This is a genomic window from Rhizobium sp. SRDI969 (assembly GCF_025152725.1).
Classification (GTDB): Bacteria; Pseudomonadota; Alphaproteobacteria; order Rhizobiales; family Rhizobiaceae; genus Rhizobium; species Rhizobium leguminosarum_I.
This window is the reverse complement of record NZ_CP104035.1, coordinates 2774825-2790040: the sequence shown is the minus strand read 5'-3', so window position 1 is coordinate 2790040 and position 15216 is coordinate 2774825. Positions and strand designations below refer to the sequence as shown.

Below are 15216 nucleotides of genomic sequence, written 5' to 3'. Positions count from 1 at the left end.
CTGAACCATCAAAGTCCCGATCGCATTCGGCAACGAGGAAATCATGAAAAAGATCGAATTTTCCAAGGAAGAAAAGGCTGAGATCGTTTCGCGCATCCGCGCTTATTTCGGCCGGGAACTCGATCCCATCGGTGCATTGCCGGCTGAATTCCTGCTTGACTTCTTCGCCGAGGAGATCGGGCCGTACTTTTACAATCGAGGGCTACGAGATGCCCAGGCCGCATTATTGCAGAGAATGGACGACGTAGCCGAGGATATCCATCTGCTTGAGAGGGAGGAAAAATTCTAAAGCGCGTCGCGATCTTCAAATTCGCTTGTCGCGCTTAAACCGCTGCACAGTTTCGCGCGACATGTTTCAGCGCCCTGAAACCAAAAGAGGCCTTCACTTAACGCCAATTTATTTCTGCGCCGATATGGTCGTGTCGCTTTCGTTCACCGGGTTGCGTGTTATGGCCGTGATTGTCTCTGTTATCGATGAACCTCGATCTGCCAAGCTCGGCAAGGCGTTGATCTTTATGGTCTGGCTTGCGCTGGCGTCTGCGCTCTGCTGGTCCGAAACGCCCTGGCGTGACGAGGTTCGTGCGTTGTCACTCGCGCTTCAAGGGGATAACTTTATCGATATGCTTCGCCGGATGCATGGTGAGGGTCATCCTGCTGTCTGGTATATTCTGCTGCGCGCCGCCCATGCCGTGGTCGGCTCACCTGTCGTCCTGAAGATCGTCGCACTGACGATTGCAGCGACCGCGGCCTATCTCCTTGTTTTCAGGCTGAAACTGCCGCTTTCCATCATGCTTCTGTCGCTGTTCGGCAGCTTTTCGATTTTCGATTATGCCGCGATGTCGCGAAATTACGGCATCAGCATGCTGGTGATTTTCCTTATCGTCCTCAGTTGGGAGAAAGGAGCACGCAACGGGATATTGCTCGGCCTGTTGTTTGCCCTGCTGGCAAATACGAACGTCCATTCGGTCGTCCTCGTCGGCGGCTTCCTCGCCTACTGGTTTTTCGATTTAATTCTGGCCCGGCCAAGGCCGCCTCTGACGGCATATCGGGCCTTTGCGACCGCCGCTGCCATTGCCGCGGTTGGAATTGTTTTATGTTTCGTAACAGTCTATCCGACCTTCAACGATACGGGGCAGAACGATCTCAGCGGCGAGAATTTCGCTTTGCTTGTCCTTCGCGCTTTTGCCCTGACCAGTTCCCATTTTATGGCGTTCTATCCCAACAGCGTCCTTGAACTGGTCGTTGCGTATCCGTTGGCCGCCCAGATTTTCGCAGCGTTGATGTCCGCGCTCATCTACGGCAGCCTGTTGGCGCTGGCGAACCGATGGCCGGCGATGATCGCAGCGGGACTGGTTCTCTTGGGGCTTTCGCTGCTTTTTACGCTTGTCTATCCCGGCGGATACAGACATCAGGCGCTCTGGCTGGTTTTCATGATCGCGATCACTGCCATAGAGTCTCAGCGCGACGGGGCGGGCGTTGCAGGCATCGAGGCTGTTGGCGGCATCGTAAAGTTCGGGCGCCTGTGCTTCCTGATATTGCTGGCGCTACAGGTCGTGTCCGGCGTCGAGAAGGTCCACCAGGCCTTCATAGCCGAAATACCCCTGAGCCGAAGCAAGGATCTCGGTGCGTTCATTCAATCGCGCCCCGATCTCAAGGATGCGATCATCATGGCGGATCCCGACTATCTGGTGGAAGCCTTGCCCTATTACGTCCGCAACCGCACCTATCTTCTGCGGGAGGAGCGGTTCGGCGCCATCGTACGATATACCCGGAATGCGCGGCTTTCGCTCAGCCTTGCCGATATTCTGCAAACGGCACACCGATTGCAGCAGAGTGAGCATGTCCCTGTTGTCATCCTTCTTTCACAGCGACTTGATCAGATTACTGCGCCCGTTTCCCTGCGTGAAAGCTACGTTTGGCGGTTGTCTCTGACGCCGGAAGATATTTCTGCTTTCCAGAGCGCGACAAGCCTCGTCAAGCGTTTCGGCACGGTTGTCGGAAGCGATGAGACGTTCGACGTCTACGTCCTGAAATAAGCTACCGGCCGGCAGCTTATTTACACACGTCCACGCATTTGATCATTGTGACTTGCGTCCGCATTTCGTCGATTACGGCGGCAACACCTTCGGGAGTGGCGCCGCGATTGGAGCGCGAATAGACGAACAAGGGCACGAGCCTATAGACGGGACGCGACAGTGCCCGCGGCCCCGCAATCGCAAAGGCGCGTTCAGCCTTCACGCTTCATCCGCTCCCGGCGTTCGATCTCGGCCTCCGAGGGCTGCGCCAGCTCGAATGTGCCTGTCTTGATTGCGCCGGCGCGCTCGTAGACGCTCATGATGACGCCCGTCGTCGATATCGTGTTGGCAGTGAGCTTCAGCGCCTGCGGCTTGGCGCCTTGACCGAACAGGCGTTTGCCCTGGCCGAGGACGAGCGGAAAAGTCAGGAGCCGGAATTCGTCGATCAGGTCATGCGCCAATAGGGTCTGCAACAGGCCGCTGCTGCCCTGTGTCAGGAGGACGGGACCGTCCTCTCGTTTCAACCGGGCGATTTCGGCGGCGGCTTCGCCACGAAGGGCGACGGAATTTGCCCAGGTGAGCGGCTCGGTGGAAGTGGTCGCGACATATTTGGTCACGGCGTTGAAGACCTTGCCGATTGGATCGTCTTTCCCGACGAAGGGCCAGTGCGCGGCGAAGATTTCGTAGGTCTTGCGGCCAAGCAGCAGTTCGAAGGGATCGGTAAAGATCCCGCCCATGAACTGGCCCATCGGCTCGTCCCAATAATTGACGGTCCAGCCGCCCTGCGTGAAGCCGCCGGTCGGATCCTCCCGCGGCCCGCCCGGCGCCTGCATGACACCGTCCAAACTGACGAAGGCTGCAGCAACTAGCTTTCTCATCTCTCAACTCCCATTGTTGGTGTGTTCAGAGCCGAGGACGGATTGACTTGCACCGATCCGACATTCGACGCGGTTTTTTTCCGGCGGTATCCGAGCTCAATTAGCCGGCCAAGGCCTTGACGCTGTCGATGATCGCGATGCCATGCGCCCGCATCTCTTCGATGGCGGCGGCGACGCCTTCGGGCGTGATGCCGCGGCTTGCGTCCTCGATGAAGCGCACGTGGATACCAGGCATCATCTCCAGCGCGTCGAGCGCGGAGAACTTGACGCAATAGTCGGTCGCCAGTCCGCAGACGTCGAGGTCGGTGACGCCCTGATCCTCGAGGAAATCGGAAAGGCCGGTCGAGGCATCGCGGCCATTGTCGCGGAAGGCCGAATAGCTGTCGATATCAGGATTCTCGCCCTTCTGCTGGATCAGGTCGATCTCTTCGGATTTGAGTTCGGGATGCAGTTCGGCATCAAGCGTACCCTGAATGCAGTGGTCAGGCCACATCATCTGCGGCTTGCCCGACAGTTCGCCCATCTCGAAGGCGGCGGCACCCGGATGGGCGGAGGCAAAGCTGCCGTGGCCCGGCGGATGCCAGTCCTGCGAGGCGACGATCAGGTCGTATTTGCCGCTGTCGATCAGTCTGTTTGCGACGGGAACCACCTTGTCGCCGTCAGGCACCGGCAGATTGCCGCCTGGACAGAAGCCGTTTTGAATGTCGACGAGCAGCAGCGCTTTCATCAAGGCTCAATCCCTTCGCTTATTGCAGTGTAGGACGTTAAGCACACCGAATGGATCAACTAGTGGATTTCCAGGCGCGAACGCGCAAGTGTTAATTCTGGCGCTGGCGGCAGTAAGTCGTCAAAGCAGAATGCTCTAATGCAATCATTGCGATAGCTGGTGGCGGTTCTCGTGGTGAAATGGAACGGAGCGGCAAGGCACGTGCATGATTTCCGGATCGCAGACACGGCCGACGACGGTGGCAAGTGCCGCCAAATCGATCTGCCTGCGTGGACACTTTTGTGCGGCATCGATGGATCGAGGCTCCCCCGGCAGAGCCCGGATTTCAGCCAGCTAGACCGCCGCCACGTCTTCGGTTGCGGAATCGCCTGCTGCGGCGGAAGCGCCGTAGGTATTGCGGTAGGCCTGAAGGGCCGTCTGCATGTCGCTCAGCACTTTGGTGAGGAGCGGATCGCTGTCGCCCGAAGTCTTGATGCTGTTCGGTTCGGCGGCAAGAAATTCGGATTCGGTCAACTTGCCGTCGCCATTCGTATCCATCGCGGCGAAGACGCCCTTGGAATTGTCGTCGCTCTGATCGCTGCCGTCGGCCTGATCGTCGCTGCTGTCGGTCTTCTGCATGGACAGCATCAGCGACAGAATGTCGGCGGTGATCTTGTTGACGATATCGGTGCCGCTGTCGTCGCCGTCGGTCGACGCCATGGCCGATGTCGGGGACTGCGAGGCGGCGGCCAACTCGTCCGCCGATATGACGCCGTCGCCATTCTTGTCCAGACTGGAAAGCGGAGACTGGTACTGGGTCATTGTGCTGCCGAGAGATGAAACACTGGTCACTTGAACCTCCTTCGAAAAGTTCGTCGTGAAGCCCGCCTTTCATGGGTGGGCAGCCTTTGGGCTAAGCTGATTTGCGCAAGGCGTCAAAGCGACGTTTTGACAGGGTAGAAGTGCGATTGACGGCGCGGGGCGACGCACGTTAACCTTTCGGTTACCAAAGTTGTTTCATTGGAATTATTGGCTTTTTTAGCGATTGCTTCGTCTGGAGGCGATTAAATCCATGTCCGTGTTTGCCTGAAATTGTCGTAATGAAGCGTGCGGAGGAGCCATGGGCGGAGTGCCGGGGTTTGCGCGGCTGCGACATTTCGTCTGCTTCCTGTGAGGGCGATGTCAGGTCGAGCTTGCTCTGGATCATGATTTCTGCCTTTCTTACCTCAGCAGCGGGAAGCGAAGCCATGTCCGAGCCGGATCCCGACGAAAAGATCGATGCGACATTTCGCAACGGGTCGCTGACAGCGGCCGGGATCATCCTCGGTTTCTCGCTCAATTTCATCAGTGTCTGGGTTTCCAACCCCAACGACTGGAGTCGCATCGATATTCCGCCGATGCTGTTCTTGACGATCGGCATCGCCATCCAGGTGAAGGTCTTTGCCGATCTGCTGGCGCGCGACTCTCTCTTTGCCGTCAAATATGATCGGTCTCGCCGGCTCTTCCTGATCGGATTGGGAATCATCGCCACCGGAATCGGCATTGCGCTGATCAACGATATTCTTGGGATCGGAAGGATGCGGATGCTCGGGTAAACGTTCTCGCGTCGTGCCGAGGTGAGATCACACGCGCTCGACGAACCCGTCCAAGACCCGCTTCTGTCCGGCCCGGTCGAACTCGATCGTCAGCTTGTTGCCTTCGATGCCGGTGATGTTGCCGTTGCCGAATTTCAGGTGGAACACGCGGTCGCCGAGGGTGAATCTCGACGGTTCCGACGAGGTCGATTTGGCAACCAGCTCGCCTTCGATCGTGCGCCCCTTCGGGCCGCTCTCGCCGTAGCCGATGCGTTCGACGGCGTGGCCGGAGCGGGTGCCCCAATTGTCGCGTGTGGCGTCGGTCTTGTTGGCCTGGGCGCGTTTCCAGCCGGGCGTGGAATAGGAATTGGCGAAGGGTTCGGCCTTGTCGAAGCGGGACTGGCCGTAGCCACCGCGGCCGTACCCGCCGTAGCTCTGTTCCATTTGAGCGACCTCGACATGGGTTTCCGGCAGTTCGTCGAGGAAGCGTGAGGGCAGGGTCGATTGCCAGAGGCCATGGATGCGGCGGTTGGAGACGAACCAGATGTGGCAGCGATGCTTGGCGCGGGTGATGCCGACATAGGCGAGGCGGCGTTCCTCCTCCAGGCCGGCGCGGCCGCTCTCGTCCAGCGAGCGCTGGTGCGGGAAGAGGCCTTCCTCCCAGCCGGGCAGGAAGACGGTGTCGAATTCCAAACCCTTGGCTGAGTGCAGCGTCATGATCGAGACGGCATCAAGGTTCTCGTTGGTCTCGGCATCCATCACCAGCGAGACGTGTTCGAGGAAGCCGCGCATCGATTCGAAGCTTTCCATCGAGCGGATCAGTTCCTTGAGGTTCTCAAGGCGGCCCGGCGCTTCGGCGCTCTTGTCGTTCTTCCACATGTCGGTATAGCCGGACTCTTCGAGGATCTGCTCGGCCAGCTCGGTATGCGATGTGTTTTCAAGCAGTTCCTGCCATCGGCGGAAAGATTGAATCACGTCGAAGAGCGCCTTTCGCGCCTTCGGCTTCAGCTCGTCGGTCTCGATGATGTCGGCGGCCGCCGCAAGCATCGGGATATCGCGGGCACGCGCATAGTCGTGCAGCGCGCGCACCGTCGTATCGCCGAGGCCCCGCTTCGGGGTGTTGACGATGCGTTCGAAGGCGAGGTCGTCGGAGGCTTGCGCAACGAGGCGGAAATAGGCCAAGGCGTCGCGGATCTCGAGGCGCTCGTAGAAGCGCGGGCCACCGATGACGCGGTAGTTGAGGCCGAGGGTGACGAAGCGGTCTTCGAATTCGCGCATCTGGAACGAGGCGCGCACGAGGATCGCCATGTCGTTCAAGAGATGCTTGCCGCGCTGGAGCTGCTCGATCTCCTCGCCGATGGCGCGGGCTTCCTCCTCCGAATCCCAGGAAGCGTGGACCTGCACCTTGACGTCGTCCGGATCGGAGCGGTCGGTGAACAGCGTCTTGCCGAGACGACCCTCATTATGGGCGATCAGATGGGCGGCGGCGCCAAGGATATGTTCAGTCGAGCGATAGTTGCGCTCGAGCTTGATGACCTTGGCGCCGGGGAAATCCTTTTCAAAGCGCAGGATATTGTCGACCTCCGCGCCGCGCCAGCCATAGATCGACTGGTCATCGTCGCCGACGCAGCAGACGTTCTGCGGCTCGCCTTTGGATCGCTGGGCGAGAAGCCTGAGCCACATGTATTGGGCGGTGTTGGTGTCCTGGTACTCGTCGACGAGGATATAGCGGAAGCGGCCGTGATATTCCCTCAAGAGGTCCGGGTTCTTGCGGAAGATCGCGATCGGATGCATCAGCAGGTCGCCGAAATCGCAGGCGTTCAGCGTCGTCAGGCGCGCCTGATAGGCGAAATAGAGATCGCGGCCGCGGCCATTGGCAAAGGCGCGAGCGTCGCCCTCGGGGATATCGGCCGGGCCGAGCCCCTTGTTCTTCCACGTGTCGATCATGCCGGCGAACTGCTTGGCCGGCCAGCGCTTGTCGTCGAGACCCTCGGCCTGGATCAACTGCTTGATCAGGCGAACGACGTCGTCGGTATCGAGAATGGTAAAATCGGAGCGCAGGCCGACGAGCTCGCCGTGGCGGCGCAGAAGTTTGACGCCGATCGAATGGAAGGTGCCGAGCCAGGGCATGCCTTCGACGGCGCCGCCGACGAGCAGCGCGATGCGCTCCTTCATCTCGCGGGCGGCCTTGTTGGTGAAGGTGACGGCGAGGATCTGCGAGGGAAAGGCGCGGCCGGTATTGAGGATATGGGCAATGCGGGTGGTGAGCACCCGCGTCTTGCCAGTGCCGGCGCCGGCGAGCACGAGGACGGGGCCTTCCAGCGTTTCGACGGCTTCGGTCTGCTCGGGGTTCAGCCCGGTGAGGTAATCCGGCCGCTTGCCGCCGTCGCGGGCCGCCATGGCGCGTGCGGCGATGCCGCCACCGGTGGCGGGCGCCCTTTCGGCGGGTGCGGCAGGCGGCTGCGGCTTGCGCGCCATCTCGCCCGGCTCTTCGTCGAAGAAGGGCATTTCGTCGAAACTATTGCTCATGGCGCGTAATGTAGTGATTCGGGAAGGAAAGACCAGAAAAGATGTTCTGCTTTCATTCCCGAGCCGGCGCTATCCAGGCGGCATGTTACAGGCGGCAAGGCCGCCGCCGAGCCCGGCTGCGGTCAAGATGCGGGCGGGCAGGGCTAAAATTCCGATCACGGCGTGTCGGAACCGGCGCCAGTAAGGCGTCCTTGAGGCATCGGACAGCAGTCCGGATCAACACCCGTCAACAAGGAGGCCGTCATGCCGAAGGTCGTTTCAAATCTCTGGTTCGCCGAGGAAGCGCGCGAAGCCGTCGAATTCTACGTGTCTGTTATCCCGGACTCCAGGATCGGCCGCACCACCATACTTCAGGCGGAAACGCCGAGCGGGCCTCCCGGCAGCGTCGAGCTGATCGAGTTCACGCTCGCCGACCAGTTCTTCCTGGCCATGAAGGCCGGCCCGCTCGATAGCTTCAACCATTCCTTCTCGATTGCGATCCTCGTCGAAGGTCAGGCCGAGATCGATCGAATATGGGAGGCATTCCTCGCCAATGGCGGTACGCCGGAGGCCTGCGGTTGGCTGAAGGACCGCTGGGGCCTTTCCTGGCAAATCGTGCCGCGCGTGCTATCGGAGATGATCGCCGACAGCGACCCTGAGCGGGCGAGGCGCGTGACCGAAGTGATGCTCGGCATGGTCAAGATCGACGTCGCTGTGCTCGAGAATGCGTTCAACGGCTGAGAGGCCTGTGGAGACATGATCGCAAATCAGGCGCATGATAGTCATGCGCCTGATTCCCTAAGAATATCCCCAAATTTCGATGACATACGATCCGTCGCGCATCGATATTCACCGATCGAAGCAGGTTCGCCGCCTGCCAATCGCTGACTTTCGTGATCTCGAATCACGGGCGACATTGCACACCTTTTTCATCTTTCTGTCACGTCGTGAAATGTGCTGATACCGCCATGGGGGCTTTCTCAACTATACTGATCGACAGTTTCGTACAGTAATTAAAGAACCGGTGGATGCACAATTTTGTGCATTGCTAGAAATGGCCGGTGAGCGTGGAATAGCCGAAGAAACTATTGATTCTCAGGAACGTCATGGCCATCTCGATGGTTATAGGGACACCTGAAGCCTGTGGCATTAACCTTGAATGGAGGGCCCATGCTGAGCGAATCCGTATTTGATGCGTTCACCCGCAGTTATGATGCGCGTCGCGAAACCGATATGTCGATCGCGGAATATCTCGACCTTTGCAAAAAGGAACCGCTTGCCTATGCCAATGCGACCGAGCGCCTGCTCGCCGCGATAGGCGAGCCGCAGATGGTCGATACCGCCAAGGACGCGCGCCTCGGCCGGATCTTCATGAACCGGACCATGCGGATCTATCCGGCCTTTGCTGGTTTCCACGGCATGGAAGAGACAATCGAACGCATCGTTTCCTTTTTCCGGCACGCGGCGCAGGGGCTCGAGGAGCGCAAGCAGATCCTTTATCTGCTCGGCCCGGTCGGCGGCGGCAAGTCATCGCTGGCGGAGCGGCTGAAGCTGCTGATGGAGGTTCATCCGATCTACGTTCTGAAGGCGGGTGACGAGATCAGCCCCGTTTTCGAAAGTCCTCTCAACCTGTTCGACCCGGACACGATGGGATCGCTCCTCCAGGAGCAATACGGCATTCCCCTGCGGCGCCTGAGCGGACTGATGAGTCCGTGGTGCCTGAAACGGCTCGACGATTTCGGAGGCGATATTTCCCGCTTCCGCGTCGTCAGAGTACAGCCTTCGCGGTTGCGCCAGATCGCCATCGCCAAGACCGAGCCTGGAGACGAGAACAATCAAGATATCTCGTCGCTGGTCGGCAAGGTCGATATCCGCAAGCTGGAGACCTATTCCCAGAACGATCCCGATGCCTACAGCTATTCGGGCGGGCTCAACCGCGCCAATCAGGGCGTGCTCGAATTCGTCGAGATGTTCAAGGCGCCGATCAAGATGCTGCATCCGCTGCTGACGGCGACGCAGGAGGGAAACTATATCGGCTCCGAGAATATCGGCGCCATACCCTTCTCCGGCATCGTCCTTGCGCATTCGAACGAAGCGGAATGGCAAACCTTCAAGGCCAACAAGAACAACGAGGCCTTCATCGACCGTATTTGCGTGATCAAGGTGCCCTATTGCCTGCGCGTCACGGAAGAGCAGAAGATCTACGAGAAGCTGATCGAGGGATCGGAACTCGCCGATGCGCCGTGCGCCCCCGCGACGCTCGAAATGCTGGCCCGCTTCTCCGTGCTTTCGCGTCTGCGCAAGCATGAGAATTCGACATACTTCTCGAAGATGCGCACCTATGACGGCGAGAGCCTGAAGGAAACGGATCCGCGCGCCCGCAGTGTCCAGGAATATCGGGATGCCGCTGGCATCGACGAGGGCATGGACGGCATATCGACCCGCTTCGCCTTCAAGGTGCTCGCCTCCACCTTCAATCACGACACCACGGATATCGGCGCCGATCCGGTTCATCTGATGTATGTGCTGGAGCAGTCGATCCGACGCGAGCAGTTTTCCGACGATGTCGAGAAGCGCTATCTGGAATTCATCAAGGCCGATCTTGCGCCGCGTTACGCAGAGTTTATTGGCAATGAGATTCAGAAGGCCTATCTTGAGTCCTATGCGGATTACGGACAGAACCTGTTCGATCGCTACGTTGATTATGCCGATGCCTGGATCGAAGATGTGGATTTCAAGGATCCCGATACCGGCCAGCTTCTCGACCGCGAGCTCCTCAACCAGGAACTGACGAAAATCGAAAAGCCGGCGGGAATTGCCAATCCGAAGGATTTCCGCAACGAAATCGTCAAGTTCTGCTTGAGATCACGGGCAGCCAACGGCGGAAAGAATCCGTCATGGACGAGCTACGAGAAGATCCGGGAAGTCATCGAGAAACGAATGTTCTCGCAGGTCGAGGATCTTTTGCCCGTCATATCCTTCGGTTCGAAGAAGGATTCGGAAACAGAAAAGAAACACAGCGAGTTTGTCTCGCGCATGGCTGCGCGGGGCTACACGGAGAGGCAGGTTCGGCGCCTCGTCGAATGGTACATGCGCGTCAAACAGGCAAGTTAATGTGGAGCCAATATGCACATTGTCGACCGTCGGCTAAATCCGCGCGGTAAAAGTCTGGAAAATCGGCAACGGTTTCTTCGGCGCATGAAGGGCGCCGTGCAGCAGGCGGTAAAGCGTTCTCTGCAAAACCGGAACATTCGCGATGTGCTCGACGGCGGGGAAATCAGCCTGCCGATCGATGGAATGGCCGAGCCGAACTTGAGAAGGGGCGATGGCGGCATTCGCGACCACATCCTGCCTGGAAACAGGGCCTTTGTCGAAGGCGACATTCTTCCGCGCCCGCCGGGGAGCAGGGGCGGAAAACCCAAGGATGCGGGCGAAGGTGACGGCGAGGACGGCTTCCGCTTTGTGCTGACGCGCGAGGAATTCCTCGATGTGTTCCTGGACGATCTGGAACTGCCCGATCTTGCCAAGCGGCGTCTGGCCGAAACCGAGGAGGAAACTCCCTTCCGTGCCGGCTATTCCGTGTCGGGATCGCCGTCCAACATTGCCGTCGGTCGCACGACCAGGCTCGCGATGATGCGCCGTGTCGCGCTTCACCGTCCGCGCCGCGAAGAAATCGAAGCCCTGCAGCGGCAGATCGAGGAATGCGAGGACGACGAGAGCCGGCTGGCGCTTGAGGCAAAACTCAAATCTCTGACGGAAAAAAGCCGGCGCATTCCCTATATCGATCCGCTCGACGTGCGGTATCGCCGCTTCGAAAACGAGCCGAAGCCTGTGGCAAAGGCCGTGATGTTCTGCTTGATGGACGTCTCCGGCTCCATGTCGGAACACATGAAGGACCTGGCGAAGCGGTTCTACCTGCTGCTCTACCTTTTCCTGTCGAAACGCTACAAGAAAGTCGAGATCGTCTTCATCCGCCATACCGACAAGGCCGAGGAAGTCGACGAGGAAACCTTCTTCTATGGTCCGGCAACCGGCGGCACGCTGGTCTCCAGTGCGCTAGCGGCAATGCGGGCGATCATCGCGGCGCGTTTCGATCCGGCGGAATGGAATATCTATGGCGCCCAGGCATCGGACGGCGACAACGCCCATTCCGACGGGAACCTGAGCGGACAGCTGCTGCGCGAGATTTTGCCGCTGTGCCAGTATTTCGCCTATATCGAGGTCGGCGAAGAAGGCGGTGACTCCTCGATATCACGCTCACCGCTTTGGATGCTCTATGACGGGATCCGTTCCGAGCTGCAGCCGCTTTCGATGCGCAAGGTCTGCCGGCGAAACGAAATTTTCCCTGTTTTCCATGATCTCTTCCAGAAACGTGACGCACAGTCGAAGGTGACGCCATGACCATGACGATGAGGCCACGAGAACGGCTGTTGTTCGAGGGGGCCGACTGGGACTTTTCAACACTTCAACGCATTCACGACGCCTGCGAGGAGATCGCGCTCGGCGAACTTGGCCTCGACGTCTATCCGAACCAGATTGAAGTCATTACCTCGGAGCAGATGCTCGATGCCTATTCGTCGACCGGCATGCCGCTCTTCTACCGCCATTGGTCCTTCGGCAAACACTTCGCGCATCACGAAACCTTCTACCGCCGCGGGATGCGCGACCTCGCCTATGAGATCGTCATCAACAGCTCTCCCTGCATCTCCTACCTGATGGAGGAAAACACGGCGACGATGCAGACGCTCGTCACCGCGCATGCGGCCTTCGGCCACAACCATTTCTTCAAGAACAATTATCTCTTCAAGCTATGGACCGATGCCGAGGGTATCCTCGATTACCTCGATTTCGCCAAGGGTTATATCACCCGCTGCGAGGAGCGTTACGGCGAGATGGCCGTCGAGCGCACGCTGGATGCAGCCCATGCGCTGATGTCGCACGGGGTGCATCGATACGCGGGCAAGACCACGATCGATCTTCGCCAGGAGGAGAAGCGACAGCAGGAGCGCCGCGCCCACGAGGAGCAGATGTTCAACGATCTGTGGCGCACTGTCCCTGTCGGCAAGGCTCGGAAGGCGGGCGACAGCGGCCTGGAAAAGCGCCGCGCCGCCCTCGGTCTTCCGCAGGACAACATCCTTTATTTTCTCGAAAAATCAGCGCCGCGGTTGCAGCCGTGGCAGCGTGAAATCCTTCGCATCGTCCGCCACGTCGCACAATATTTTCACCCCCAGCGGCAGACCAAGGTAATGAACGAGGGAACCGCCACCTTCGTCCACTACCAGATCATGAACCGGCTTCACGGGCGGGGGCAGATTAGCGACGGAAACTTCCTCGAATTCCTGAAGTCGCATGCCAACGTCGTGTTCCAGCCGAGCTATGACGACCGTCGGTTCTCGGGCTTCAATCCCTATGCGCTTGGCTTTGCGATGATGCAGGATATCGAGCGGATCGTCACGACGCCGACGGAAGAGGACCGCGCATGGTTCCCCGATATCGCCGGAAGAGGCGATGCGATGGCGGTCCTGCGCGACATCTGGGCCAATTACCGGGACGAAAGCTTTATCAGCCAGTTCCTCAGCCCGAACCTGATCCGGCAGCTGCGGCTGTTCCATCTCTACGACGATCCCGAACAGACCGAGGGGGTGCTGGTTTCGGCGATCCATAATGAGCGCGGATACCTGCGCATCCGCCGCCAGCTCTCCCGCGAATACGATATCGGCTGGACCGATCCGGCCATCGATATCGTCGATGTCGACCTCGCCGGCGACCGCCGCCTGTTGCTGCAGCACATCGTCATGAATGGCTGCTATCTTCAGGAAGCCGACATGAAACTGGTCTTGCAGCATCTTGCCGATCTCTGGGGCTACGAGGTCCTGCTTCAGGAAATCGATGATTCCAACAGCGTCGCGAGAGAACACACGGCGAGCCCGCGCAAGATCATTCAGTAACCTGGCGTTTTTCTTGAATTGCCGGACTTAGATAGATCTGGAGCCGTTACGGTCTTGCAAAGCGAGGCTATCTGAAGGCGCTGTCAGAACGGATCAAGCATTTCCTGCACCGGGTCGACGTTGTTCCTTGGGATCACGACATCACGCGAGCTTATGGCGACCTGCGCACTGCCTGCGAAGCCAAAAGCATGACCCTGTCGCCCCTCGATATGATGATTGCCGCTCATTCAGTTGCAACTGCCGCAACCCTCGTCACGCGCGACAAGGCTTTTCCGTGTGTTTCGGAGCGTTTGAAGGTCAATGACTGGGCGAATGAAGAAAGCTGAATCGTCCACGCCGCCTCTCATGTCCGGGAAAATGCGGGTCGACGATCAACAATTATCGGTGGCAACGAAGACAAAGGCTTAGTAACTTACCGCCGCTGCAATAGCCCATGATCTCCAATCGACCATTTTAGCCTTTGCAGCAATCTTTCCCGAGGGCGGATAGCGCGGAGACGAGAGACCATGAGTGACACGCGGCGCAAGCTGACGACGATCTTCTGTGCTGACGTGCAGGACTATACGCGGCTGATGGGGGCTGATGAGGAGGGGACGCTTGCGAGCCTGAAGCGCTGCCGGGAGGCGATGGGGCGCCTGATCGAAAGCCATGGCGGCCGCGTCATCAATACCTGGGGCGATGGACTGATCGCCGATTTCCCGAGCGTGGTCGAAGCGGTGCGCGCGGCCGTCGACACTCAGAACGAACTCGCTGGCTTCAACGCCCGCCGCCCGGCCGACGGGCGCATGCTCTTCCGCATCGGCATCAATCTCGGCGACGTGATCGTCGAAGGCGACGACATCTATGGCGACGGGGTCAATATAGCGGCGCGGCTGCAGGCGTCGGCTGCGGCCGGCGGCATCGTCATATCAAGTTCCGTTTACGACCAGGTCCGCAACAAGGTGACTGTTGGTTTCGAGTTTCTCGGACCGTTGATGGTGAAGAACGTCGATGAAGGCGTGCCGAGCTACGCGGTGAAGATCGGCGACGCCAAGGACGAGACGCCGCCCGCTCAACGATCCGGCTCCGCGCGTCCGCAGCCGCAGCCGCAGCCGGCGGCGGTTATGGCGGCTGATACGGCCGAGGCAAGGCCGATACCGCGCGGACGCAGGCTGTACGGCGTGCTCGCCGTCATCGCCGCTGTCCTGATCGGCATCAATCTGCTGTCATGGCAGGGCGTCTTCTGGGGGCGTTTTCCGGTGCTTGCGCTCGCCGTCGTCGCGGCGCTTGCCTGGAACCGCGATCAGATCCTGTTCAATCGCAGGATCACCTCGCTGGCAATCCTGGCGCTCGGCATTGCCGGTATCAACCTCTTCACTTGGACGGGGCAGTTCTGGGCGGTGTGGCCGATACTGGGCATTGCGGCCGTGATGGGCCTGCGGTGGTCGATGCGCCGATAGACGTCCAACCCGCATCGCCAGGGATTTGTACGGTATCTCGGCCGATAATCGGCGGTGTCAAGGACATGGGCGAGTGTCCGTTCAAGCAAAAGTGAGCGGCCGGGTTATTTCCATTCTTTGCTGATATTACAAATCGGTAATGCCGCCT

At 59.2% G+C, this 15216-nt stretch carries 12 protein-coding genes and 1 pseudogene; 9 read left to right on the top strand and 4 right to left on the bottom strand.

The genetic code is table 11. The annotated features are described in order from the left end of the window. The first annotated feature begins 43 nt into the window (after positions 1-43). Together N2A41_RS14070 and N2A41_RS14065 are read left to right on the top strand one after the other, a co-directional pair. On the top strand, positions 44-289 hold the full coding sequence (locus N2A41_RS14070) for a DUF2164 domain-containing protein (protein ID WP_170254989.1): 246 nt from the start codon (positions 44-46) through the stop codon (positions 287-289). Between the two features lie 160 nt (positions 290-449). Continuing rightward, on the top strand, positions 450-2036 hold the full coding sequence (locus N2A41_RS14065; protein ID WP_260109063.1) for a hypothetical protein: 1587 nt from the start codon (positions 450-452) through the stop codon (positions 2034-2036). Positions 2037-2227: 191 nt separating this feature from the next. Here the strand turns inward: N2A41_RS14065 and N2A41_RS14060 are convergent, their stop codons facing one another. The 3 genes from N2A41_RS14060 to N2A41_RS14050 form a co-directional block, all read right to left on the bottom strand. Beyond that, the gene (locus N2A41_RS14060; protein WP_017965075.1) at positions 2228-2893 is read right to left on the bottom strand and encodes a dihydrofolate reductase family protein; all 666 of its coding nucleotides are present in this window, start codon (positions 2891-2893) and stop codon (positions 2228-2230) included. 100 nt (positions 2894-2993) lie between these two features. Beyond that, the gene (gene pncA, locus N2A41_RS14055) at positions 2994-3620 is read right to left on the bottom strand and encodes a bifunctional nicotinamidase/pyrazinamidase (protein WP_026154231.1); all 627 of its coding nucleotides are present in this window, start codon (positions 3618-3620) and stop codon (positions 2994-2996) included. 333 nt (positions 3621-3953) lie between these two features. Beyond that, positions 3954-4451 (bottom strand): EF-hand domain-containing protein, encoded by a 498-nt coding sequence (locus tag N2A41_RS14050; protein ID WP_162115981.1) that lies wholly within the window; start codon positions 4449-4451, stop codon positions 3954-3956. Between the two features lie 395 nt (positions 4452-4846). On the opposite strand from N2A41_RS14050, the gene N2A41_RS14045 reads away from it, so the two are divergent. Continuing rightward, on the top strand, positions 4847-5194 hold the full coding sequence (locus N2A41_RS14045) for a hypothetical protein (protein WP_260109062.1): 348 nt from the start codon (positions 4847-4849) through the stop codon (positions 5192-5194). A 27-nt stretch (positions 5195-5221) separates the two neighbouring features. Here the strand turns inward: N2A41_RS14045 and N2A41_RS14040 are convergent, their stop codons facing one another. After that, entirely contained in the window at positions 5222-7702 is a 2481-nt protein-coding gene (locus N2A41_RS14040; protein WP_260109061.1) for an ATP-dependent helicase, read from the bottom strand. A gap of 243 nt (positions 7703-7945) precedes the next feature. Here N2A41_RS14040 and N2A41_RS14035 point away from each other — a divergent pair, with 243 nt between their 5' ends. From N2A41_RS14035 to N2A41_RS14010, 6 genes and pseudogenes are all read left to right on the top strand, one after another. Then, on the top strand, positions 7946-8422 hold the full coding sequence (locus N2A41_RS14035) for a VOC family protein (RefSeq protein ID WP_222386276.1): 477 nt from the start codon (positions 7946-7948) through the stop codon (positions 8420-8422). 429 nt (positions 8423-8851) lie between these two features. Then, positions 8852-10795 (top strand): PrkA family serine protein kinase, encoded by a 1944-nt coding sequence (locus N2A41_RS14030; protein ID WP_017965069.1) that lies wholly within the window; start codon positions 8852-8854, stop codon positions 10793-10795. A 12-nt stretch (positions 10796-10807) separates the two neighbouring features. Next, positions 10808-12082 carry a YeaH/YhbH family protein gene (locus N2A41_RS14025; RefSeq protein WP_162115983.1) on the top strand — a complete coding sequence of 425 codons (1275 nt, stop codon included), beginning with the start codon at positions 10808-10810 and terminating at the stop codon, positions 12080-12082. Then, positions 12079-13629, top strand: coding sequence for a SpoVR family protein (locus tag N2A41_RS14020; protein WP_260109060.1), 1551 nt, complete (start codon positions 12079-12081; stop codon positions 13627-13629). The genes N2A41_RS14025 and N2A41_RS14020 overlap by 4 nt, the downstream gene beginning before the upstream one ends. A gap of 47 nt (positions 13630-13676) precedes the next feature. After that, positions 13677-13955, top strand: a pseudogene (locus N2A41_RS14015) (PIN domain-containing protein); the annotation flags it as partial. Between the two features lie 180 nt (positions 13956-14135). Continuing rightward, positions 14136-15068, top strand: a complete 933-nt coding sequence (locus tag N2A41_RS14010) for an adenylate/guanylate cyclase domain-containing protein (protein WP_162115986.1) — start codon at positions 14136-14138, stop codon at positions 15066-15068. The last annotated feature ends 148 nt before the right edge of the window (positions 15069-15216 follow it).

Coding starts and splice junctions, on each gene's coding strand:
- N2A41_RS14070 (WP_170254989.1), top strand. CDS start 44: ATGAAAAAGATCGAATTTTCCAAGGAAGAAAAGGCTGAGATCGTTTCG.
- N2A41_RS14065 (WP_260109063.1), top strand. CDS start 450: ATGGCCGTGATTGTCTCTGTTATCGATGAACCTCGATCTGCCAAGCTC.
- N2A41_RS14060 (WP_017965075.1), bottom strand. CDS start 2,893: ATGAGAAAGCTAGTTGCTGCAGCCTTCGTCAGTTTGGACGGTGTCATG.
- pncA (WP_026154231.1), bottom strand. CDS start 3,620: ATGAAAGCGCTGCTGCTCGTCGACATTCAAAACGGCTTCTGTCCAGGC.
- N2A41_RS14045 (WP_260109062.1), top strand. CDS start 4,847: ATGTCCGAGCCGGATCCCGACGAAAAGATCGATGCGACATTTCGCAAC.
- N2A41_RS14040 (WP_260109061.1), bottom strand. CDS start 7,702: ATGAGCAATAGTTTCGACGAAATGCCCTTCTTCGACGAAGAGCCGGGC.
- N2A41_RS14035 (WP_222386276.1), top strand. CDS start 7,946: ATGCCGAAGGTCGTTTCAAATCTCTGGTTCGCCGAGGAAGCGCGCGAA.
- N2A41_RS14030 (WP_017965069.1), top strand. CDS start 8,852: ATGCTGAGCGAATCCGTATTTGATGCGTTCACCCGCAGTTATGATGCG.
- N2A41_RS14025 (WP_162115983.1), top strand. CDS start 10,808: ATGCACATTGTCGACCGTCGGCTAAATCCGCGCGGTAAAAGTCTGGAA.
- N2A41_RS14020 (WP_260109060.1), top strand. CDS start 12,079: ATGACCATGACGATGAGGCCACGAGAACGGCTGTTGTTCGAGGGGGCC.
- N2A41_RS14010 (WP_162115986.1), top strand. CDS start 14,136: ATGAGTGACACGCGGCGCAAGCTGACGACGATCTTCTGTGCTGACGTG.